Genomic DNA, 20919 nt, shown 5'->3' with positions numbered 1-20919 from the left:
CCTTATAAGAATCCCTTTAATGCTGCCTTTTCCATGGAAACCTTCCTGGTGTCCTCTGCTGCTCTTGCTCTTGTCAGGTCGTTCAGACCAAATACGCGTTTTCTGCCGCCCATCTCGGTCAGCTGCACTTCTTTTTCTTCTCCTGGCTCAAAACGGACAGAAGTACCGGATGGAATATCCAGATGATATCCATATGCAGCCTCACGGTCAAAAGAGAGACATTTGTTTACTTCAAAAAAATGGAAATGAGAGCCTACCTGTACAGGACGATCGCCTTTGTTTGCAACCAGGATCTTTGTGGTTTTTTTTCCTTCATTAAGTACGATTTCTCTGTCTGCGGGGATAATTTCGCCAACCTTCATGTCAATTCCTCCTTACTGAATCGGATTGTGTACAGTCACAAGCTTTGTTCCATCAGGAAATGTTGCCTCGACCTGCACTTCACCAAGCATGTCTGCTACGCCTTCCATCACATCATCTTTTGTAAGAATCGTGGTTCCAAGCTGCATCAGCTCTACAACAGTTTTGCCATCACGGGCCAGTTCCAGAAGTTCAGAACTGATATACGCCAGTGCTTCCACATAATTCAGTTTCAGTCCGCGTTCCTTCCTCTCCTTCGCCAGATTTCCGGCCATATGGAGCATGAGTTTTTCCTGTTCCTTCGGGGTAAGTCTCATTGTTTCTTCCTCCTTTTTCGCCTGTTAGTCTTTACTAATTTAGTCCAATAAAAAACGCAGGCAATGGAGTTTTTACGGACTCCATCGTCTGCGTTAATGAATGAATTATATCTGCTTTTTTCCGGAAAGTCAAGCAACAACATTTTTTTTACACATCACATATATCAAAAGAACATGCTGTTTATCGCCTGAACAGTGACAACATCCCACTTGCGGCATACTCCGTACTGGGGTATTCTTATAATAGAATATTTCTGTAAAAATGAAAGGATTTTACACATGAAGATCTGTGGATTTAATAAAACAACTTTACTGGATTATCCCGGGCGGGTGGCCTGCACCATATTCCTGGGCGGCTGCAATTTCCGATGCCCTTTCTGTCAGAACGGAGCTCTTGTAGTGGAGCCGGACACACAGTACGGATATTCCGAGGATGAAATTTTGGCTTTTTTAAAAAAACGCAAAGGAATTCTGGATGGTGTCTGTGTTTCCGGAGGAGAACCGACTCTTGCACCGGAGCTCCCTGAATTTCTTGGCCGGATCAGGGAGCTTGGCTATGACATAAAGCTTGACACCAACGGTTCCCGTCCTTCTGTGGTAAAAAAGCTCGCAGCAGATGGGCTGATCAACAAAGTTGCCATGGATATCAAGGCCTGCCCTTCCAATTATCACGTACTTACCGGTGTAAATGTTAATCTGGATGCGATCCGTGAAACTGCCGGATGGCTATGTTCCGGAGATCTGGATTATGAGTTCCGTACTACAGTTGTCCGTGAACTTCACTCGGAAAATGATTTTCTGGAGATCAGCCAGTGGCTCCGTGGTGCAAAAGCTTATTATCTTCAGGCTTACCGTGATTCGGAGGGAGTTCTGATGCCAGGATTTTCTTCCTGCTCCGAAGAAGAAATGAAAAACTACCGGGATATCCTGTCTCGGACGATCCCGGTAGTGGAAATCCGTGGTATGGATCTGTAAAGATGCTCAATTTTCCACTCAGATATTAATAAAGCAGTACCAGTATCCACCTTTTCCGCCCGGAATGTGGATCTTCGGACTTTCCCGAAAATATGGAAAGCCAAACATGTTTGCCATGAAGCGTTCCTGCTGGCTGTAACTGCCGGGGACTCCCAGTATGTACTGACCCCGGTGATTTCTGCACAGCAGAAGATGGCCAAAATTCTGATATCCGTACATGACAAAACGGTTGTTACAGAAACAGCCGTTTTTTCTGCATAAGGTACTGCAGTCGGATGGTTTGATCTTACGGCAGTCTGTAAACTGTCCGTCATTGAATGGATCATAGGGGATGCCTGGAGTTGGCCGGGGCGGCCTCGGTGGTTCCGGTGGTCTTGGGCCCGGTCCTGGCGATGGGGAACCTGGACGCGGTGATTCCGGTGGTCTCGATCCCGGTTCTGGATGCGCCTGCCCCGGGTGCGGGCGTCCCGCTTCTGATATTTTCGGTTCATCCTCTGCCAAAATAGCTCTGTTCTCCTGCAGCCCTTTCTTTGTCTCCTGGTTCATCGTGCTCACGGAAATCCCCTCAACTTCTTCCTGAACTTCCTCCACCGTCATGATCTTGTCTGCTGCATTCTGTTTTTCCTGCACTTCTGCAGAAAAACCAGCTTTTTGATCTTCTTCTGCTTCTGCAGTTTCTCCCCGTTGTCCTTCTCCTTTCTCCGTTTTCTTTTCCTTATGAGCATCTGTTTCTTCTTTCTTCCACTCCCGGAAATTATCCGGCCGGATGGGCTGGTCATCCCACTCCGTTCCCCAGAATCCTCCTGCATCCGAGATCAGCAGCATACCTCCAAGCTCCCGGAGATTTTTTCCCATACCTCCAATATTCTCCGTATCTGTTTCCAGCATACACTCAATCTGCTCCCGCCCGGTCACACAACTTCCGATCAGGATTCCATCCATCAGTCCTTCCCGCCGCACAAAACCATACACCCGGCACCGGCTCCCCGGTTCCAGTCCTGCACAGCGCAGATGAACCTCGATCCGGCACTCCTGACCTCTGGCCTCCACCCTCACATAGCCACTGCTGCCGTCCTTTTTCCCTTTCCGATACTCGTACACATACGCAACAAAACGCTGATATCCAGCCAACACACGTCCCTCCAGTATTTCGGTTTCGTTAATATATATGAAAATTCCGTGGAATCATTCCATTAACAGCAAAACCTTCAGACCAGCCATGCACAGAAGATTCTCTGGAAGATAACGTTCTGTATTTCTTTATATGCAAAAAAAGAATCCCTCAACCAAGGGATTCTCAAAGCTTTAGTCGAAGCGACAGGATTTGAACCTGCGACCTCTGCGTCCCGAACGCAGCGCTCTACCAAACTGAGCCACGCTTCGTTATTTTGTTTTCAGTTGTTTGTGTGTTGCTCAACTGCAAGAGCTATTATATTAGAGTTTCTGTCCTTTGTCAATAGAAAAAATTAAAATTTTTCAAAAAAATCGAATTTTTTATTTTTTACCACTTCAGGACTGTATTTTCGCAGACCTGAAGTGGTTTCTGGAAAGGTTTTTTATATTTCGGTTATAATATTTCAGATGGAATATCAGCGGATATTACTTTACTGTAACTGTCACTTTCTTTGTAACTCCGTTACTGCTTACATAGATAACAGCTTTTCCTTTTTTCACACCTTTGACAACACCCTTGCTGCTTACCGTTGCAATTTTTGTATTGCTGCTTCTGTAAGTGATCTTTGCCTTTGAAGTAGCTGTCGCCTTGATGGTTGTTGTTTTCTTTGTCTTTACAGTTACCGCAGTTTTAGACGTGATCTTCAGGCTGCCTTTTTTAACAGTGATCTTGCAGGTTGCTTTGTAACTTCCACATTTTACTGTGATCGTAGCTGTTCCGGCTTTTTTCGCTGTTATCTTTCCGCTTGTACTTACTGTGGCAACGGATTTACTGCTGCTTCCATAAGTTACTTTTCCGGTAAGCCCTGTTCTGTCCACCTTAACCTGACTTGTCCCGCCTACAAATAAAGTGTTTACGGATGCCGTAGCTTTTACAGTTGGTTTTTTAACGGTAATTTTGCAGGTTGCTTTATAATTACCACATTTTGCTGTAATTACAGCAGTTCCTGCTGACGCAGCAGTTACTTTTCCTTTTGCGTCTACAGAAGCAACGGAAGATTTACTGCTTGTATAAGTTACTTTTCCGGTAACACCTGCTGTTGTTGTTTTCAGTGTAACAGTAGCCGGAGTTCCTTTTACATAAAGTGTTTTTGCTGAAACATTCAGTTTCACGGATGGAGTTTTTACCGTAAGTTTGTACTGTGCAGTCTTTCCTGCTGCAGATGTTGCCATGATCACGGCTGTTCCCGCTGCCTTTGCAGTTACTTTTCCGTTTGCGTCCACAGATGCAACTTTTTCATTGTTGGAAGAATATGTTACATCTTTGCAGTTCTCACCTGTAGCTTCAAGCTGTCTGGAACTTCCAATGTAAAGAATTCCCGACTTTTCTTTAAAGGCAATTGTTCCATACACCAGCTGAACAGAAACATCCGCATAATCATCACTAGAAACTTTTACTGTATAAGTTTCATTTTCCGGTCTCGCTACAGTGGAATCCAGAGCAACCACTCCATCTGTAGTTACTGCATCCTGTACAAGATATGTTGTCTCTGAAGCATGTCCGACACCTGTTGTATAGAAAACAGATACCTTCGGATTTTTGTATTTATCAAGATTTGCAAGCTTAACATGGGTGCTGTCCGTAAATTCCGGAGAAACAGCCATCTCTTCTGTTGCCTGCGGTTTAACATAAATACCATCTGCAAATTCATATACATATGCGCCGTCTGCCATAATGTACGTGATCTTGTTTACGGTTTTTCCCTCAAGACCTGTATCTTTTGCAAAGGCAACCTTATACACCTTCAGCCACATCTCGTTCATATGACGCATGCCATATTTTCCGCCGTCTGTTGTTTCCAGGATCATTCCCTGAATCCCGGAGTTAACTGCAAAATCGGAATCACTCTTTGTATTGCGGAGATATTTTGTGCTGGTTTCTTTTACATCAATCTCATAATCTCCCCAGCGAGAAGATGTTTTGAGTGTTGCCTCCGCATCTGTCACAGTTGCTTTTACATTAAATTTTGTAGCACTATATGTTCCATCTGTATTCAGTGTTTTATACTGCCCAGGCTCTACCGTCGGAGTACGTCCCAGGGTGATCCCTGCTGCTTCTGTATATACTCCGCTTTCCGGAAGTTCTCCCGCTTCTGAAAGGATCTGCGCCTCTATGTATGTTTTTGCATCTGTGGCTACATTAACCTTTTTTACTCCTGCGATCTCATAGCCATTTTCTGTCAGATTCTGAACATCTGCATTTCCGAAAGCAGTGCTTTTTCTGGTTGTGGCAGATGTAACGGAATCATATTTGCGGCTCGTTGCATCTCCTGCATAAAATTCCTCGTATGACAGAGATGCCGTACCGTAAAGTGTTCCTGTCAGTGCCTGATGTCCATTTGCCACCTTATAATAAATATCTGTTCCCGGAATCTGTGTATATCCATCCACCGCTCCCTTTACCCAGTAATAGGAAACATTGGAAACCGTGATCGGCTGGCCTGTCAGTGTGATATTTTTTTTCATATCCACATAATTATCGCTAGAGATCATAACCGTATAGATCTCATCCCCGGCCCTGGATACACTGCTGTCAAAGGTTACCACCCCGTTCTCTGCCACTGCATGATCTACAACATATGTTGTCTTTTTACCATGACCACTTCCTGTTGTGTAGTATACGGAAACCTTAGGATTTTCATATTTGTCAAGTCCGTCCACTTTAATCTGGGTTGTACTCTCTTTTACAAAAGCCGCCTGTACTTTCATTCCCTCTTCAGGCTGTTTTTTTACAAGAGGTGCTTTATCTCCAAACTCATATACGTAGGAACCATCCGGAGTAATATAAGTCACTTTTGAAATTTTTTCCCCGATAAGCCCGGACTCTGCTGAAAATGCAAGTTCATAAGGCTGTACCCAGATTTCATAGGTATGACGAAGTCCTACTTTTTTCCCACTTGCAGTCTCAAGGATGACTCCCAGTGTATTTCCACCCACTGCAAAATCATCTTGTCTGGAATTACGGAGATATTTTGTGCTGGATTCTTTTACTACCAGCATGTAATCCCCCCAGATCGACGGTGCCTGGATCTCAGCGGATGCATCTGTGACTGTTGCTTTTACATCAAATTTTGTTGCGCTGTATGTACCATCTGCATTCAGTGTTTTATACTGTCCAACTTCCTGTGATGGTGTTTCATTCAATGTGATATCAGCTGCTTCCGTATAAACGCCCTCTCTTGGAAGTTTATCCGCTGCTTTTAATGCCTGTGCATCTACATATGTCTCCGCCTCCACTGCAACACTTACATTTTTCACACCCTGGATCTGATATCCGGAAGATGTTACTTCTGTACTGTCCTCATTTGCAAAAATCTGACTTTTTCCAGTTGTTGCAGAGGTGATGGCATCATAGCTCTCCTGTGTGGTATCTCCCGCATAAAATTCGGAATAACTTAATGTTGCAGTTCCATACAGTTTTCCGTTCAAAGCCGTCTGGCCATCTGCCGTTTTTACATAAACGCCGGTATCTCCTATCTGTACATATCCTTCTGCCGGCTGCATGGACCAGAGATATTTCACTCCTGCCACAGTAATTTCAGAAGCATCCTGAAGAACTTCTCCCGCTTCTGCCATGAACGCATCTCCATCGCTGAACACATCTTCTGCATTTTCCTGATTCTGCAGTTCTTCTTCCGGCTGGAACTCTTCTGTGGAAAGCTCTGAATCCTCTTCCTGAATATCTTCTACATCACTTTCCTCTGAACTTTCCGGCTGGAACTCTTCATCTGCTTCCTGTGCCGTTTCTTCCATTTTTTCTTCTGACACGTCACTAAAAACTTCTGCTTCTGATGCCATTGCTGTTACCGGCATTCCTGACGCGATCACTGCCGAACTCAAAACGAGTGCAACTGACTTCTTGAAAAGTTTCCACTTATGCATACTTATCCTCCTGTTTGTCCTTTACGACAATTGTTGTTCTTCTATCGAAAACTCTGCGCAGAGAAATCCATATCAGTTTTTTTGTGAACCAGACAGTTATCCATGATCTGTATTGTTGCACAGTTCTATACCAGATATCGCTTTGCAGCTGCTCTGGTTAATTGATTGAAATTTCTTCTGCAGGATATGCAATATGTGTCAGTCTCTGCAGAAGTGCTCTATCAAGCACGCGATAGTTTGTTCAAACTAACATGTCGTCATTTTATCAAGGTTGAAAACATTTGTCTATACAGATCTGTCAAAAAATCCACTTTGCTATTGTTGTTTTTTTCTCATTTAAAAATTATTTTCGTAATATTCCATATTATTATCTGTCATTTAAAGCAAAAAAGTATATAATCTCAAAAATTAGATCATGTAATAAAACAAACCTTATCATTTCTGACCTTATTCTCAGATTATATACTTTTTATATTTCTATATTCTCGTTTTCTTTTATGCCCACCGGCTCTTCTGTTCCTCACAGATACTGTTCCACTGACAGTTTCCACAGATTTCCCTGCGCTTATCCGTCGCAAGAATCTTTTCCTGGACTGTTTTTGTAAATGCAGCAAAATCCAGCACCTGCCCTGCTTTCAATCCACATCTTTCCAGAACGGCACTGTCGTACTCCGCAACTTTGTCTCTGGCTTCGCAAATCCCATCCTGATTATTGGGACAGGCAGAACAGATTTCATCAGTATCCACATGAAGCCTTATTCTCTTTCCTGAAAGAAAAAGCTTTAACATCTCTGCCATATGTGCCGTAAATCCGCCACTGTATCCCTCTCCCTTAAAATATGCCAGGCACATACCATGATGAGGGCGCAGCGGAATAATCTTTCCCTCTGTGCCCTCATCGGAAGCATATGCCGTGGCAATGCTTTTATCTTGCATATTTACGTACCTTTCCTGATAAAACATAAGCCAGTGCGATCTTGATAAGATCCGGAATGATAAACGGGAATACGCACCAGCCAAGAACTGCCATCAGACCTACCGGACCTGTGCTTCTTGTGTAAGCAAACATAAACCATGCGGTTCCAAATGCATAGCATACGATCAGTCCAATGATCATGGAAATGATCTGAACAACCGGCTTTCTGCCAAAAACACTTTCAATGGCCCACATAACAAGTGCGGAAAAGATAAATCCGATAATATATCCACCTGCATTTCCAAGAAGAGATCCGATTCCTCCGGAAAATCCCGCAAATACCGGAACGCCTACGGCTCCAAGGAGAACGTAAACCAGGACTGCCAGAGTTCCTCTTTTTCCTCCAAGTACGCCAACTGCCATAAATACTCCGAATGTCTGCAGAGTAAACGGTACCTGTGCCGGAATGGAGATCCATGAGCAAACTGCCATCACTACTGCAAAAACCGCGATATAAACAAGATCATACGTCTTGCTTCTGGTTGCTGCCACTGTTGTCATAATAACCTAAGTCCTCTCTTTCTTTTTCTGCTTTCCCTGACGGAAAAACGTCTTACATCTTTTCCTAATGATTTCCGTCTTTTGCTGTTAATAATTTAACACAGCGCGTTTATATTGTCAACCAATTTTCCTTCTTACAGTTTACGTTTTTTCTGCTTTCAAAATTTCTTCTCCGATGTTATACTGAAAGTAATGATTTTTCAGCCTAAAAAGGGGGATTTTTCCACATGGATATACACGATATACACAACATCAGCACCACCTGCACCCGGACAGAATTCGTGGGAACTGCAGTCCTTGACACCATCGGACTTGTGATTTCCGGAATTGACGATTCCCTTCTTCAGCAGATGAATGTGGGCACCAAATACCACTGTCTCGGGCTTTTCAGTTCCCGTACAGGTGCTGCAGGCCAGATCACCGCCATTGACGATGCAGTAAAAGCAACCAACACAGAAGTGCTTTCCATTGAACTTCCAAGAGATACGAAAGGCTGGGGCGGACACGGAAACTACATTGTACTTGGCGGAAATGACGTATCCGATGTACGCCACGCCATTTCAATGGCCCTGGAACTGACCAACAAAAATGCCGGCGAAGTTTACATCAGCGAATCCGGACATCTGGAATTTGCTTTTTCTGCCAGCGCAGGCCCTGCGATTCATAAAGCCTTTGGTACACCACTTGGGGAAGCATTCGGATTTATGGCAGGCTCTCCCGCCGCGATCGGACTTGTTATGGCTGACAATGCCGTAAAATCTGCAGCTGTATCCATCACAAAATACATGACACCAGATATCGGTACCAGCCATTCCAACGAAGTGATCATCGCCATCTCCGGTGACGCCAGTGCTGTAAAAGCAGCTGTACTGGAGGGCCGTCAGACAGGGCTTGAACTCCTCATCGGCATGGGAACCTATCCGGAGATTCCAGGTATCCCATACCTGTAAAAATTTCCTGCATTCTTTTTTCAACACCCGGATAACAAGACAGGGCCTCTTATTTTTTAACCAAATCAAGCAAGTAGCGAAGCGGATTGCGAATATCCGCTTGACCCTTATTACTGCAAAAAGCGCCACAGAAGATCGTAACACGATCCTGTGGCGCTGCTTTCGTTTTATATATTTTCTCCTCTGTCAGAATCAGCCAACCTGATATACATCTGCAGACTGAAGTCCGAAGCTTAATGCCTCCTCATGGCTTCCGCAGTAGATATCCACATGTCCATAAGGAGTTCCAAGATCCTCTACTGTATATACATTACCATTGATCAGAAGCTTGGTTCCAAAAGGTACTCCTGCCATTGCAACTGTACGTCCTGCTGTCGGAACTGTACCACTGGCTGTAAGATTGCCTGCTGTACCACAGCACTGTGCACAGTTACAGTATGCTGTCAGTGTAAAGTTTCCAAGGTAGGTCCCCTGGCTGGAAGAACCGGAATCTGAAGTATCTGCCGCTGTATCTGAAGTATCTGCAGATGCATCAGAAGTATCCTCATAACTCTCATCTGTATCTTCTGATGCGCCACCAGCCTGTGCCTCGTCTTCCTCCGCATCCTCTTCCTCTACAACCACATCGGAACTTGTAGAACTGCTGGAAGATTCTGTAGTATCCTCATCCGGATCATATCCATAATCATCATAATTATCTCCTGCATCTTCAGAACTGCTGTCAGAAGAAGAATTGTCTGTATCTTCGTAACTGCTGTCAGAAGAAGCATCTTCTGTATTCTGCGCTTTTTCCTCTTCTGCCGCTTTCGCTGCAGCCTGTCGTTCAGCTTCCGCTGCCGCTTCGGCCCTGGCTTTCTCTTCTGCAGCTTTCTCAGCTTCTGCCTGCTGCACCAGTGCAGTAATATTACTGTCCGCATTACTGATATCTGCCATCAGCTGCTGTGCCTCTTCCTGGCTGGCGCTGATCTGATCTACATAAGAATTGATATCATCACTTGTACTTGCCGCCATGGACTGTACTTCCTGCTGCTTGGATGCACGCTCAGTCATCAGATTATCAATCTCTGCTGACTCTGTCTCGACCTTCTTCTCATTCTCCTGGATATTCTTCTGGAGGCTGACATATTTATCCAGCATATTTCTGTCATATGTAGAAATCTGGATCGCATTCTCCGCGCGGTTCAGAAATTCTGCAAGGCTCTCGGATGAGAGCAGTGTCTCCAATGCAGAAGTACCTGCATTCTCATACATATATGCGATTCGGAGTTTCATGGATTCATACTGATCCGCTGAAGCCTTCTTCGCCTTCTCAAGTTCTGTTTTTACTTTATTTAATTCGTCTTCCTTCTCAGCAGCCTGGATACTCAGTTCAGAAATGCTGTTGGTAAGATCTTCATACTGTGCGTTTAAATCGGCCAGATAGCTCTCCAGCTCCTGCTTCTTGCTCTCAAGGCTTCCGATGCTGTTCTGTACCTGTGCAAGTCCCTCCTGTGCGGCCTGTTTCTCCGCCTGAGCTTCTGCGATCGCAGCGTCTGTACCTGATGCATATACAGTGCTTCCCATGGAAAGGGTGAGCATACCTGTCAGCAGTAATGTGAAAACTTTTCTATTCTTCATATAAACACCTTTCGTCCTTTCATGGGTTATAGTATAACACATTTTTCACAGAAAGCAATACTTTTATTTTATTTCTGTAACAAATACGTAATAATTGAAATTTCTATGCAACAAAAGCACACCAAAAAAGCTGCTGTTTTGCAGATTTTCCACGCAAAACAGCAGCTTTTATTTATCTTATCCTATGCAGTCTCAATTCCCAAGTTGTCAGCTATGCGGATCTTTCTCCGCTGTCATTGCCATACACCCTAAGGCTGTGTCTACTCTGCAGCCTCCATAAGAACTTCATTCTCAGCTTCTTCAGCCATTACTTCCTGATACTTGTCCAGGATGATCTTCTGGATCCGCTCTCTTGTTGCAGAGTTAATCGGATGCGCGATATCGCGGTACTCTCCGTCACTTGCCTTACGGCTTGGCATTGCGATAAACAGACCTTTCTCTCCTTCGATCACCTTAATGTCATGTACCACAAACTCATCATCTATAGTAACCGACACAACGGCCTTCATTTTCCCTTCTTTTGCTACCTTTCTCACACGTACATCTGTAATATTCATTGTTACTTGCCCCTTTCATTTCGCTAAACATATCTGCGGGAATTTCTGCATTTACAATACGTAGCGCTCGTTTTTCTCCACGACGATCTTTACTTCTCCTTCTTCGCCGCAGTAATATGAATTCGCCCGGATAGTATCCCGGCTCTCAACAATGCAATTCTCAATGTGCGTATTATCTCCAAGGTATACGTCATTAAGGATCACAGAGTTTTTGATCACACAGTTATTGCCTACAAATACATCTCTGAACAGAACAGAATTCTCCACGGTTCCATTGATAATACATCCGCTGGATATCAGACTGTTCTTCACAGTTGCTCCCGGATTATATTTTGCCGGTGGCACGTCTGCAATTTTGGTTTTGATCGCAGGCTCCTGCTTGAAGAAATAATTGCGGATCTCCGGTTTCAGAAAATCCATGTTTGTCTGGTAATAAGCCTCTGCAGTAGAGATGTTATTCCAGTAGGTATCGATCTTATATCCATAAATTCTCTTCAGATTCTTATATCGGATGAGAATATCATTTACAAAATCATGTCTTCCCTCCTGGGCGGCACGTTCGATCAGCTCGATCAGCTGTCTCCTGCGGATGACATAGATACCTGTAGACACTGTATTATAAGAAGAAACAATCGGTTTCTCCTCAAATTCCTCGATCCGGCAGTCCTCATTCATGCGGAGGACACCAAATCTCTCAACCTGACTCTGATCCTGGCATGTGGTACATACAACGGTAACGTCTGCACGTTTTGCAATATGATACTCCAGAACTTTATTGTAATCCAGCTTGTAGATTCCATCGCCGGAAGCAATTACAACATACGGTTCATGGCTGTTCTTAAGGAAAGTCAGATTCTGATAAATCGCATCAGCAGTTCCCTGATACCATAAACTGTTGTCTCTGGTAATGGTTGGCGTAAAAACATAAAGCCCTCCCTGCTTTCTTCCGAAATCCCACCATTTGGATGAGCTTAAATGCTCATTGAGGGAACGGGCATTATACTGTGTCAGCACAGCAACCTTCTGGATATGTGAATTCGCCATGTTACTGAGGGCAAAATCGATCGCGCGGTAGCTTCCTGCAATAGGCATCGCCGCAATCGCTCTTTTGTTTGATAATTCTCTCATACGGTTATTGTTACCACCTGCCAAAATAATACCTATCGCTCTCATTCTTTCCCACCGTCCTTTGCTGCAATTACCTGGCCAGCTGCCAGCTCTCCGTCAGGGTAGTCTTCTTTCGTTGTAACGCCTGAGATGGCGGTATTCTTACCGATCTTAACATTGTCCGGAATCACGCTGTTTTCTCCGATTGCCGCAAGGCCGAAGGAATATACGGCAGGTTTCAGAACATTCGGTGCTTCCTCACCACAACCGATCACAACATTGTTTCCTACAACAACGTCCTCTGCCACAATGGCTTTATCCATAACAACATTCTCACCAACAGATGTGTTCTTCATGATAATGGAATCACGGATCACACTTCCCCTGCCGATAACAACATTCGGACCGATCACCGAATTATGTACTTCACCATAGACTTCCGTCCCCTCACCAATGATGCACTTATCCACAACTGCATCCTCGGAAATGTACTGCGGCGGAATCACATCCCCCTTGGTGTAAATCCTCCAGAATTCTTCATAAAGATTAAACTCCGGAATGATGTCGATCAGCTCCATATTTGCTTCCCAGTAAGAACCAAGTGTTCCAACATCTTTCCAGTAGCCATTGTACTCATAGGCAAAAAGACGCTGGCCTTTTTCCTTACAATACGGAAGAATATGTTTACCAAAATCACATCCGTTCTGATCTTTCAATGCGATCAGCGCATCCTTAAGAACCGGCCATGAGAAAATATAAATACCCATAGACGCAAGATTACTGCTTGGATGCTCCGGTTTCTCCTCAAACTCAGTAATACGGTTACTCTCATCAGTGACCATAATACCAAAACGGCTGGCTTCCTCGATCGGAACAGGCATACATGCAATGGTAATATCTGCCTTGTTCGCCTTGTGGAAATCCAGCATCACTTCGTAATCCATCTTATAAATATGGTCACCGGAAAGGATCAGTACGTAGTCTGGATTATACTGCTCCATATAAGCCAGATTCTGATAAATCGCATTGGCAGTTCCTGTATACCATTCACTGCTTGTACTCTTCTCATATGGAGGAAGGACTGTAACACCACCTTCATTGCGGTCCAGATCCCACGGAATACCAATCCCAATATGTGTATTCAGGCGGAGCGGCTGGTACTGTGTCAGCACACCCACCGTATCAATTCCCGAGTTAATACAATTGCTCAGTGGAAAATCGATGATACGATATTTACCACCAAAAGCGACTGCCGGCTTTGCAACCTTTTCTGTCAAAACTCCTAACCTGCTGCCTTGCCCACCGGCCAAGAGCATGGCAATCATCTCTTTCTTAATCATGCGATCACCTCTTGTATGTTATGATTATTTAATTATAGCATACTTTACTGTATTAGTGAACATTTTTTACAATTATTTTGATTGCGTTTTACTTTTTTTATCGCTATTGTATACTATAAATTGGTAAGACTTGTCATTCTTTTCATTCTTCTGGTAAATTTCAACATTTTTCAACAATATTTTCTAGTTACTTTTACACTCCGTAGAAAACCATTTTTTAGCCAAAAGTACCACTTTTCAATTGTTTCTGTTGGCGTTATAATAAAGCAGACAAAAGAACCCCGAAAATAACATATATATAAGGAGATTATTATGTATCAGATAGACTTTCATAAACCGCTTCATATTCATTTTATCGGTATCGGCGGCATCAGCATGAGCGGCCTTGCCGAGATCCTTCTTGAGGAAAACTTCCGTATCTCCGGTTCCGATGCCAAAGCCAGTCCTCTTACACGTACACTCGAGGAACGTGGTGCCGTCATCTACTACGGACAGCGTGCAGCCAATATCAAAGATGATGTCGATGTGGTTGTCTACACAGCAGCGATCCATCCGGACAACCCGGAATTTGCCTGTGCAAAAGAAAAAGGGCTCCCAATGCTCACACGTGCGGAACTTCTCGGCCAGATCATGCGTAACTACGATACACCGATCGCCATTTCCGGTACCCACGGAAAAACCACCACAACTTCCATGGTTTCCCACATCCTTCTTGAGGGCGACTGTGACCCCACTATCAGTGTAGGCGGAATCCTTCCTGCCATCCACGGGAATATCCGTGTCGGCAACTCTGAAACTTTCGTCACAGAAGCATGTGAATATACCAACAGCTTCCTGAGCTTCTTCCCTAAGATCAGCGTGATCCTGAACATGGATGCCGACCATCTGGACTTCTTCAAGGATATTGACGATATCCGTCATTCCTTCCGGAAATTTGCTGAGCTTCTTCCGTCTGACGGAACTCTGATCATCAATGCTGATACACCGGAATACGAGACTATTACCCGTGGCCTTCCATGTCATGTTCTCACCTATGGTCTGGAGCATGAGGCAGATTATACAGCCGCAGATATCACCTGGGATAAATACGGACATCCTTCCTTCTCCGTTCTCTTCCAGGGCAAAAAAATCGGCAGCTATTACCTTCGTGTACCGGGCATCCACAATGTTTCCAACGCATTGGCTGCCATTGCCGTAGGACGCCTTCTGGAACTTCCGGATGATGTAATTGTCAAAGGCCTCGGAAGCTTTACAGGTACAGACCGTCGTTTTCAGTACAAGGGCGAGATCGGCGGCGTTACCATCATTGATGACTACGCACATCATCCGACAGAAATTGAAGCTACTCTTCATGCAGCGAAGAATTACCCACATCAGAAATTATGGTGTGTATTCCAGCCTCATACCTACACACGTACCAAGGCTCTTCTTCCTGAATTTGCAAAAGCCCTGACTCTGGCTGACCATGTTGTGCTGGCTGATATTTATGCCGCACGTGAAACAGACGATCTTGGTATTTCTTCCCAGGATCTCCAGAAACAGATCCAGGAACTTGGAACCCCCTGCGAATATTTCCCGACTTTTGATGAAATCGAGAGCTTCCTCTTAAAAAGTTGTGCACATGGTGATCTGTTGATAACTATGGGCGCCGGAGACGTTGTAAACATTGGAGAACACCTCCTCGGAAAATAGTTATCCACATTATCCACATGCTTATGCACATTCCAGACGTGCCTGGCATGTGGATTTTTTTGTGCATAACCCACTTGACATAATTCAACGGCCAAATTCCACAAATACCGCATTTTCCCTGTAAAATCGAGGTTTTTATTAGTTGCTAATAATTTTATCCTCAAGGTTATCCACATTTTCCACATTTTCCACATGCTAATTGGTGCACAACCTCTGTGAAAATAAACTATTCTCAAGTAAAAGTGGTTGTGCTATAATCCTTTTTAGCAAACGCGGACTTTTAAATACCACATGACCATTGAAGAAAACAAAGAAAGGGAGCTGCTGATCATGAGCCTGATTTCACTTCAGAATTCCTCTGAACTGGAGGTAACGATTCTTTCCAATCGTTTTATTGACAATTTCATGCCTCGCGCCAATGGAGAATTCGTGAAAGTATATATCTATCTTCTCCGGGCAGTATCTTCTTCTCCTTCTTCTTTCAGTCTGGAGCATATGGCGGATCGCCTTTTCTGCACAGAAAGGGATATTTTCCGTGCACTGAAATACTGGGAAGGTGAGAAAATACTCTCATTAACTTATACCACAGACCGACAGCTTTCCGGAATCACTTTACTGGAACCTTTTGCGGATGCCGGTCATATGGAAAGCAGTGCTTCCAGTGAGAACATTTTTTCCACCGCCGGAACTTCCTCATCGCCAGTTTCCGCCCAGATGGCAGCCGGCATTTCACAGCCTGTGGCTCTTACCGGTTCAGCCCCCAAAAATGTCTCCCTCAGTTCCAGTAATTCTGCTGTTTCCGGCGGTACTTCTTCAGAACTTTCAACCTCTGCGGACTACATCCGTAGCCTTACACCTGACCACATCAGCGAACTGAAACAGAATGAAGAGGTCAGTCAGCTGCTTTATATTGCCGAACAATATCTGGCCAAGACGCTGACTCCTACAGAAATGCAGAAGATTTTTTTCTTCTACGATGAGCTCCATATGTCCGCAGACCTTATTGAATATCTGGTGGAATACTGTGTTTCCAGGGGCCGCAAGAGCATGCGTTATATCGAAACTGTTGCCCTTGCCTGGACCAGGGACGGTGTCACTACAGTTGAAATGGCCCGTGATGCCAGCTCCCGTTTTTCCAAAGATTATTACACGATCCTGAAAGCAATGGGAATCAGTGGACGTAATCCTGTAGAAAATGAGATCAGTTACATCGATACCTGGCGTAAGACCTACAGCTTTGATCTGGAACTGATCCAGGAAGCCTGCAGCCGTACTGTTCTCTCCACCGGCCAGCCAAGTTTCCAGTATGCAGACAAAATACTTTCCGGTTGGAAAAAGAAAAACGTACATACGCTGGAAGATGTCCGGCTTCTGGATGCCGAACACAAGAAACGTCAGCTTGAGAAAGCAGTTTCCCGTAAGAAGCAGCCTGCGACTCAGTCCCAGAGCAATAACCGCTTCAATAACTTTCACCAGCGTGATTATGATTTTACAGAATATGAGAAACGTCTTTTAAATAACCAGTAACAGAAACTGGAAGGAGCTTTTTATGCCTTTACAGAATTTTCAGTATGATACTATAATGAGAGAATACAGCCGCAGGCAGGCACAGAATCACCGGATTCTGGAGAAACGCACTGCCGAGGCCTACGGAAAGATCCCCCGCCTGAAGGAAATTGATGACGAGGTGGCTACATTAAGTGCTGATAAAGTACGGCGTCTCCTGAACAGAGAAGAAAAGGGTACCGCAGATCTGAAAGCCGCCATTCAGGAACTTTCCGATGAGCGCATCACCCTTCTTGTTGCCAACGGCTTCCCCGGAGATTATCTGGAGATGCCTTATACCTGTCCTGCCTGCCAGGACACCGGCTATATTGGCAGCAAAAAATGCACCTGTTTCAAGAAAGCCGAGATCGAACTGCTCTATGCACAGTCCAATCTGAACGAAATTCTCGAAAAAGAAAATTTTGACAGCTTTTCATTTGACTATTATTCTGCTACAATAAAAAATGAAGCCACAGGACTGTCTGCCCTGGAAACAGCCAGACGGGCCTATGATACTGCACAGCGTTTTGTGCAGAACTTCGACCATAAATTTGAAAACCTGTTTTTGTATGGCGATACCGGTGTTGGAAAAACTTTTCTTTCACACTGCATCGCACGGGAGCTTCTCAGATCCACACACTGCGTCCTGTACTTTTCAGCCTATGATCTTTTTGATATGATGGCTGCAAATTCTTTTTCCAGAAAAGATACCGGCACGGATGAGGAACTGATCTATGACTGTGATCTTCTGATCATTGATGACCTGGGAACGGAACTTACCAACAGTTTCGTATCCTCGCAGCTTTTTCTCTGTCTCAATGAACGGATCATGCGCAGGAAATCCACGATCATTTCCACGAATCTGACGCTCAAAAATTTCTCGGATACCTATTCCGAGAGAACATTTTCCCGAATTGCCAGCAACTATCAGATGATATCGCTGATCGGGAAAGACATCCGTATACAGAAAATATTTTTAGGAGGAAATTAAAATGGCACAGGTAACTACAAAAGATTTTTCCACACTCCCGGTAGGAAGACTTGGACTGATTCCCCTTCAGAGCTGCAGCTCATTAGGTGCGAAGGTGAACGATTGGCTGGTTAAATGGCGTGCCGAAAGACAGTATCCTGGAATGGATTCCTTCGCATTCGAGGGATACAAACGTGATTCTTACATCATCGATGCCAAGACTCCACGTTTCGGCTCCGGCGAAGGTAAATGTACCATCAATGAGTCTGTCCGCGGTGATGACATCTACGTTATGGTAGATGTAACTAACTATAGCTTATCCTATCCGATCGGACCTTACACGAATCTTATGTCCCCGGATGATCATTTCCAGGATATGAAGCGTGTTATCGCCGCTGTCGGCGGAAAAGCCCGCAGAGTCAATGTGATCATGCCATATCTCTATGAGAGCCGCCAGGACAAACGTGTCGGAAGAGAGTCTCTTGACTGTGCCAATGCACTTCATGAGCTGATCGATATGGGTGTTGAGAATATCATTACCTTTGATGCACATGATTCCCGTGTACAGAACGCAACTCCTCTTCACGGATTTGAGACTGTACAGCCATCCTACCAGTTCATCAAGGCTCTTCTTAAAAATGAAAAGGGTCTCCACATCGACAAGGATCATTTCATGACGATCAGCCCGGACGAGGGAAGCATGAGCCGTGCAATCTATCTTGCCAACGTTCTGGGTGTTGATATGGGTATGTACTACAAACGTCTGGATTACTCAAAATATGTAAACGGCCGTCATCCGATCGCTGCATATGAATTCCTCGGACCGAAGATCGAAGGCAAGGATATGATCCTCATCGATGATATGATCTCTTCCGGTGATACAATCCTGAAAATCGCTTCTCTCCTGAAAAAGAAAGGTGCAGGTAAGGTTTACATCTGCTCTACATTCGGATTCTTCACAGACGGTCTTGATAAATTCGATGATGCTTACAAAAAAGGCTACTTCGACAAACTCCTCACTACCAACCTGGTTTACCAGGCACCGGAGCTTCTTGAGAAGCCATACTACATCAGCTGTGATATGAGCAAATACATCGCACTGATCATTGATACCCTGAATCATGATAATTCTGTCAGCCACCTCCTGAATCCGGTAGACAGAATTAAACGCTGTGTAGCAAACTACATGAGCCAGTATGAGAAATAAATAATAATTTACAGGCGGCTGCATTTTCAGGATCACAGACTGATCCGCTGGAAACGCAGCCGCTTTTTAACCAAATCAAGTAAGTCCCCTGTGGCTTTTACGAATATCCACCTGACTTCTGCATAAAAAAAGCAAAGCGGATATTTATTCTCCGCTTTGCCATATATTCCATAAAATTTCATAAAAATCTACATGGGAAGTTTCTGATATGGAATTCCTTCCTTATCCAGGATCTCCATTTCTCTCTTGTGGCAGGTACTTATGATCACCTGTCGTTCTTCTTTGTGAAGCCAGCGAAGAGCTGCTGCAAGACGTTCTTCATCATACATCCCAAACACATCATCCAGGATCACCGGAAACGGTTCTTCTTTGCAGAAAAGTTCACCTGCCGCCATACGAAGGGCAAAATAGATCTGTTCAAGAGTACCTCTGCTCAGACGTTCAATGGAAACCGTCCTCTCTCCGGTATTCACAGACATATGTAATTCCTCATCCATCAGAACTTCCCGGTACTTTCCTCCCGTAATCTCACTTAAGATCTGTGAAGTGCGCTGTTTCAGGCGAACTCCCACCTGATCTGTAATATTCCCGGAAAGTGCCTCTATCGTTTCCATAGCCATATTTAAAGCCTGAATCTCTGTTTCTTCCGGAGTAAGTACCTCTGTATTCTCTTCACACTCCTGAAGTTCTGCCTGAAGATTGGAAAGTGCAGTATGTTTTTCTTCGTGATCACTGTCCAGACTGTTCCGGTTCCAGGTCAGCTCATCGTGTCTGGAAAGCCATCGTTCTCTCTGGCGTTCCCTCCTGTTCAGCTCCCTGCTCAGACGAACACGGAAGAACAGAGCAGCTACCGTTATCCCCGCTGTCAGCACACCGGTAAGGATACTCAGGATCAGCTGGCTGGAAAAAGCGGCCAGACATCCGGTTCCGGCAATACCTGCCAGCAATACAACTGCCAGAACCGCCCCGTTAAGCTCCCGTCGTCTTTTTACCCGATCGATCCGGAGTTCCAGAAGATCTTCGGTACTCTTATCTCTGGTTCCCATATTCATTCCATCCTGCTGCTGCGTGATCCTGTCTCTTTTTTCATCCAGCTCCCTGATTTCTTTACGGATATACTCTATATTTGCAGAAATTTTTTCTTTTTCTTTTTCGAGGTCTTTTTTACGGCGGGCCGCCTCTGTCAGATATCCTTTTCTGGACATTTTCAACATCTGCATGGCACGTCCCATATCAACAGAGCTGTCGCCGGTTCCCTGATAGCTGGCCATATAATTCTGCAATTCACGGACAAGATCCTTTCCGGTAACACTTTTCAGCTGTGCCACGGATACGGTATTATCATAGACCGCCTCACTTACATTTCCGAGAACAGACTCAAGAGCTCCCTGTTCCGCATCCACAAGGCTTCCGTCATCTTCACAGAGAAGTTCTCCCATTTTCTTTTCTTTATAAAAATTTCTTGTAAGGCGATAATTCTTTCCTTTACTTGTAAACCACATGATCCCACCATATTCGGCAGGATTTTCCCAGGGTTCATATTTCGTATAAGTATCATTCTGTGCAGCTTTGCCACGGAGTCTGCGGACACCGTAAAACATGGATCGTATAAATGTATGCGTCGTTGTCTTACCGCTCTCGTTTTCTCCGTAAAGCACATTGATCCCGGGAATAAGCTCCATATCCCTGTTCCGGATCTTCCCGAAATTTTTTATTTTCAAACGTCTGATAACCATCTTGCGCTATCCTC

The 20919-nt window shown here is 44.5% G+C and carries 17 protein-coding genes and 1 tRNA gene; 6 read left to right on the top strand and 12 right to left on the bottom strand.

Annotation, left to right across the window (positions count from 1 at the left end; genetic code table 11):
* Positions 1 to 2 precede the first annotated feature (2 nt).
* Together ureB and ureA are read right to left on the bottom strand one after the other, a co-directional pair.
* The gene (gene ureB / locus G5B12_RS03825; RefSeq protein ID WP_021977981.1) at positions 3 to 362 is read right to left on the bottom strand and encodes an urease subunit beta; all 360 of its coding nucleotides are present in this window, start codon (positions 360 to 362) and stop codon (positions 3 to 5) included.
* Between the two features lie 12 nt (positions 363 to 374).
* Complete coding sequence (gene ureA / locus G5B12_RS03820; RefSeq protein ID WP_021977982.1) at positions 375 to 677, bottom strand: urease subunit gamma; 303 nt, start codon at positions 675 to 677, stop codon at positions 375 to 377.
* A gap of 279 nt (positions 678 to 956) precedes the next feature.
* Here ureA and G5B12_RS03815 point away from each other — a divergent pair, with 279 nt between their 5' ends.
* A complete protein-coding gene (locus G5B12_RS03815; RefSeq protein WP_021977983.1) occupies positions 957 to 1652 on the top strand; it encodes an anaerobic ribonucleoside-triphosphate reductase activating protein in 696 nt (231 codons plus the stop codon).
* 18 nt (positions 1653 to 1670) lie between these two features.
* On the opposite strand, the gene G5B12_RS03810 is transcribed toward G5B12_RS03815, so the two are convergent.
* The 5 genes from G5B12_RS03810 to G5B12_RS03790 form a co-directional block, all read right to left on the bottom strand.
* Positions 1671 to 2783, bottom strand: a complete 1113-nt coding sequence (locus G5B12_RS03810) for a DUF6128 domain-containing protein (protein WP_174087767.1) — start codon at positions 2781 to 2783, stop codon at positions 1671 to 1673.
* A gap of 178 nt (positions 2784 to 2961) precedes the next feature.
* A tRNA-Pro gene (locus G5B12_RS03805) sits at positions 2962 to 3035 on the bottom strand.
* Between the two features lie 216 nt (positions 3036 to 3251).
* Complete coding sequence (locus G5B12_RS03800; protein ID WP_174087766.1) at positions 3252 to 6707, bottom strand: Ig-like domain-containing protein; 3456 nt, start codon at positions 6705 to 6707, stop codon at positions 3252 to 3254.
* A gap of 495 nt (positions 6708 to 7202) precedes the next feature.
* Positions 7203 to 7643, bottom strand: a complete 441-nt coding sequence (locus G5B12_RS03795; RefSeq protein ID WP_021977986.1) for a DUF1284 domain-containing protein — start codon at positions 7641 to 7643, stop codon at positions 7203 to 7205.
* Positions 7633 to 8184, bottom strand: a complete 552-nt coding sequence (locus G5B12_RS03790; protein WP_021977987.1) for a biotin transporter BioY — start codon at positions 8182 to 8184, stop codon at positions 7633 to 7635. Before G5B12_RS03790 ends, G5B12_RS03795 begins: the two co-directional genes overlap by 11 nt.
* Before the next feature lie 227 nt (positions 8185 to 8411).
* Between G5B12_RS03790 and pduB the strand changes: the two genes are divergently transcribed.
* A complete protein-coding gene (gene pduB, locus G5B12_RS03785) occupies positions 8412 to 9134 on the top strand; it encodes a microcompartment protein PduB (protein ID WP_174087765.1) in 723 nt (240 codons plus the stop codon).
* A gap of 192 nt (positions 9135 to 9326) precedes the next feature.
* Here pduB and G5B12_RS03780 read toward each other — a convergent pair whose 3' ends face one another.
* The 4 genes from G5B12_RS03780 to G5B12_RS03765 all read right to left on the bottom strand — a co-directional run bounded on the left by G5B12_RS03780 (position 9327) and on the right by G5B12_RS03765 (position 13755).
* Positions 9327 to 10751, bottom strand: a complete 1425-nt coding sequence (locus tag G5B12_RS03780) for a PcsB-like coiled-coil domain-containing protein (protein ID WP_118071287.1) — start codon at positions 10749 to 10751, stop codon at positions 9327 to 9329.
* A 260-nt stretch (positions 10752 to 11011) separates the two neighbouring features.
* Positions 11012 to 11308 (bottom strand): septation regulator SpoVG, encoded by a 297-nt coding sequence (spoVG, locus tag G5B12_RS03775; protein ID WP_119248096.1) that lies wholly within the window; start codon positions 11306 to 11308, stop codon positions 11012 to 11014.
* A gap of 51 nt (positions 11309 to 11359) precedes the next feature.
* The gene (glgD, locus tag G5B12_RS03770) at positions 11360 to 12481 is read right to left on the bottom strand and encodes a glucose-1-phosphate adenylyltransferase subunit GlgD (RefSeq protein ID WP_118062376.1); all 1122 of its coding nucleotides are present in this window, start codon (positions 12479 to 12481) and stop codon (positions 11360 to 11362) included.
* Positions 12478 to 13755, bottom strand: a complete 1278-nt coding sequence (locus G5B12_RS03765) for a glucose-1-phosphate adenylyltransferase (RefSeq protein ID WP_118062375.1) — start codon at positions 13753 to 13755, stop codon at positions 12478 to 12480. The genes glgD and G5B12_RS03765 overlap by 4 nt, the downstream gene beginning before the upstream one ends.
* A 312-nt stretch (positions 13756 to 14067) precedes the next feature.
* Here G5B12_RS03765 and murC point away from each other — a divergent pair, with 312 nt between their 5' ends.
* The 4 genes from murC (at position 14068) to G5B12_RS03745 (ending at position 19169) form a co-directional block, all read left to right on the top strand.
* On the top strand, positions 14068 to 15447 hold the full coding sequence (gene murC, locus G5B12_RS03760; protein WP_118071289.1) for a UDP-N-acetylmuramate--L-alanine ligase: 1380 nt from the start codon (positions 14068 to 14070) through the stop codon (positions 15445 to 15447).
* Between the two features lie 330 nt (positions 15448 to 15777).
* Entirely contained in the window at positions 15778 to 16974 is a 1197-nt protein-coding gene (locus G5B12_RS03755; RefSeq protein ID WP_174087764.1) for a DnaD domain protein, read from the top strand.
* Between the two features lie 22 nt (positions 16975 to 16996).
* Positions 16997 to 17983 (top strand): ATP-binding protein, encoded by a 987-nt coding sequence (locus tag G5B12_RS03750; protein WP_021977385.1) that lies wholly within the window; start codon positions 16997 to 16999, stop codon positions 17981 to 17983.
* 1 nt (position 17984) lies between these two features.
* A complete protein-coding gene (locus tag G5B12_RS03745) occupies positions 17985 to 19169 on the top strand; it encodes a ribose-phosphate pyrophosphokinase (RefSeq protein ID WP_174087763.1) in 1185 nt (394 codons plus the stop codon).
* A 188-nt stretch (positions 19170 to 19357) separates the two neighbouring features.
* On the opposite strand, the gene G5B12_RS03740 is transcribed toward G5B12_RS03745, so the two are convergent.
* The gene (locus G5B12_RS03740) at positions 19358 to 20905 is read right to left on the bottom strand and encodes an ATP-binding protein (RefSeq protein WP_021977383.1); all 1548 of its coding nucleotides are present in this window, start codon (positions 20903 to 20905) and stop codon (positions 19358 to 19360) included.
* Positions 20906 to 20919 lie beyond the last annotated feature (14 nt).

Origin of the sequence: Blautia sp. MSK.20.85 (genome assembly GCF_013317245.1) — a bacterium.
GTDB lineage: Bacteria > Bacillota > Clostridia > Lachnospirales > Lachnospiraceae > Blautia_A.
The sequence above is the reverse complement of the archived record's forward strand: the minus strand, read 5'-3'. Positions and strand labels throughout refer to the sequence as shown.

Bases quoted from the DNA above. Each gene is read 5' to 3' on its own strand.
- ureB (WP_021977981.1), bottom strand. From the start codon at position 362: ATGAAGGTTGGCGAAATTATCCCCGCAGACAGAGAAATCGTACTTAAT.
- ureA (WP_021977982.1), bottom strand. From the start codon at position 677: ATGAGACTTACCCCGAAGGAACAGGAAAAACTCATGCTCCATATGGCC.
- G5B12_RS03815 (WP_021977983.1), top strand. From the start codon at position 957: ATGAAGATCTGTGGATTTAATAAAACAACTTTACTGGATTATCCCGGG.
- G5B12_RS03800 (WP_174087766.1), bottom strand. From the start codon at position 6,707: ATGCATAAGTGGAAACTTTTCAAGAAGTCAGTTGCACTCGTTTTGAGT.
- G5B12_RS03795 (WP_021977986.1), bottom strand. From the start codon at position 7,643: ATGCAAGATAAAAGCATTGCCACGGCATATGCTTCCGATGAGGGCACA.
- G5B12_RS03790 (WP_021977987.1), bottom strand. From the start codon at position 8,184: ATGACAACAGTGGCAGCAACCAGAAGCAAGACGTATGATCTTGTTTAT.
- pduB (WP_174087765.1), top strand. From the start codon at position 8,412: ATGGATATACACGATATACACAACATCAGCACCACCTGCACCCGGACA.
- G5B12_RS03780 (WP_118071287.1), bottom strand. From the start codon at position 10,751: ATGAAGAATAGAAAAGTTTTCACATTACTGCTGACAGGTATGCTCACC.
- spoVG (WP_119248096.1), bottom strand. From the start codon at position 11,308: ATGAATATTACAGATGTACGTGTGAGAAAGGTAGCAAAAGAAGGGAAA.
- glgD (WP_118062376.1), bottom strand. From the start codon at position 12,481: ATGAGAGCGATAGGTATTATTTTGGCAGGTGGTAACAATAACCGTATG.
- G5B12_RS03765 (WP_118062375.1), bottom strand. From the start codon at position 13,755: ATGATTAAGAAAGAGATGATTGCCATGCTCTTGGCCGGTGGGCAAGGC.
- murC (WP_118071289.1), top strand. From the start codon at position 14,068: ATGTATCAGATAGACTTTCATAAACCGCTTCATATTCATTTTATCGGT.
- G5B12_RS03755 (WP_174087764.1), top strand. From the start codon at position 15,778: ATGAGCCTGATTTCACTTCAGAATTCCTCTGAACTGGAGGTAACGATT.
- G5B12_RS03750 (WP_021977385.1), top strand. From the start codon at position 16,997: ATGCCTTTACAGAATTTTCAGTATGATACTATAATGAGAGAATACAGC.
- G5B12_RS03745 (WP_174087763.1), top strand. From the start codon at position 17,985: ATGGCACAGGTAACTACAAAAGATTTTTCCACACTCCCGGTAGGAAGA.
- G5B12_RS03740 (WP_021977383.1), bottom strand. From the start codon at position 20,905: ATGGTTATCAGACGTTTGAAAATAAAAAATTTCGGGAAGATCCGGAAC.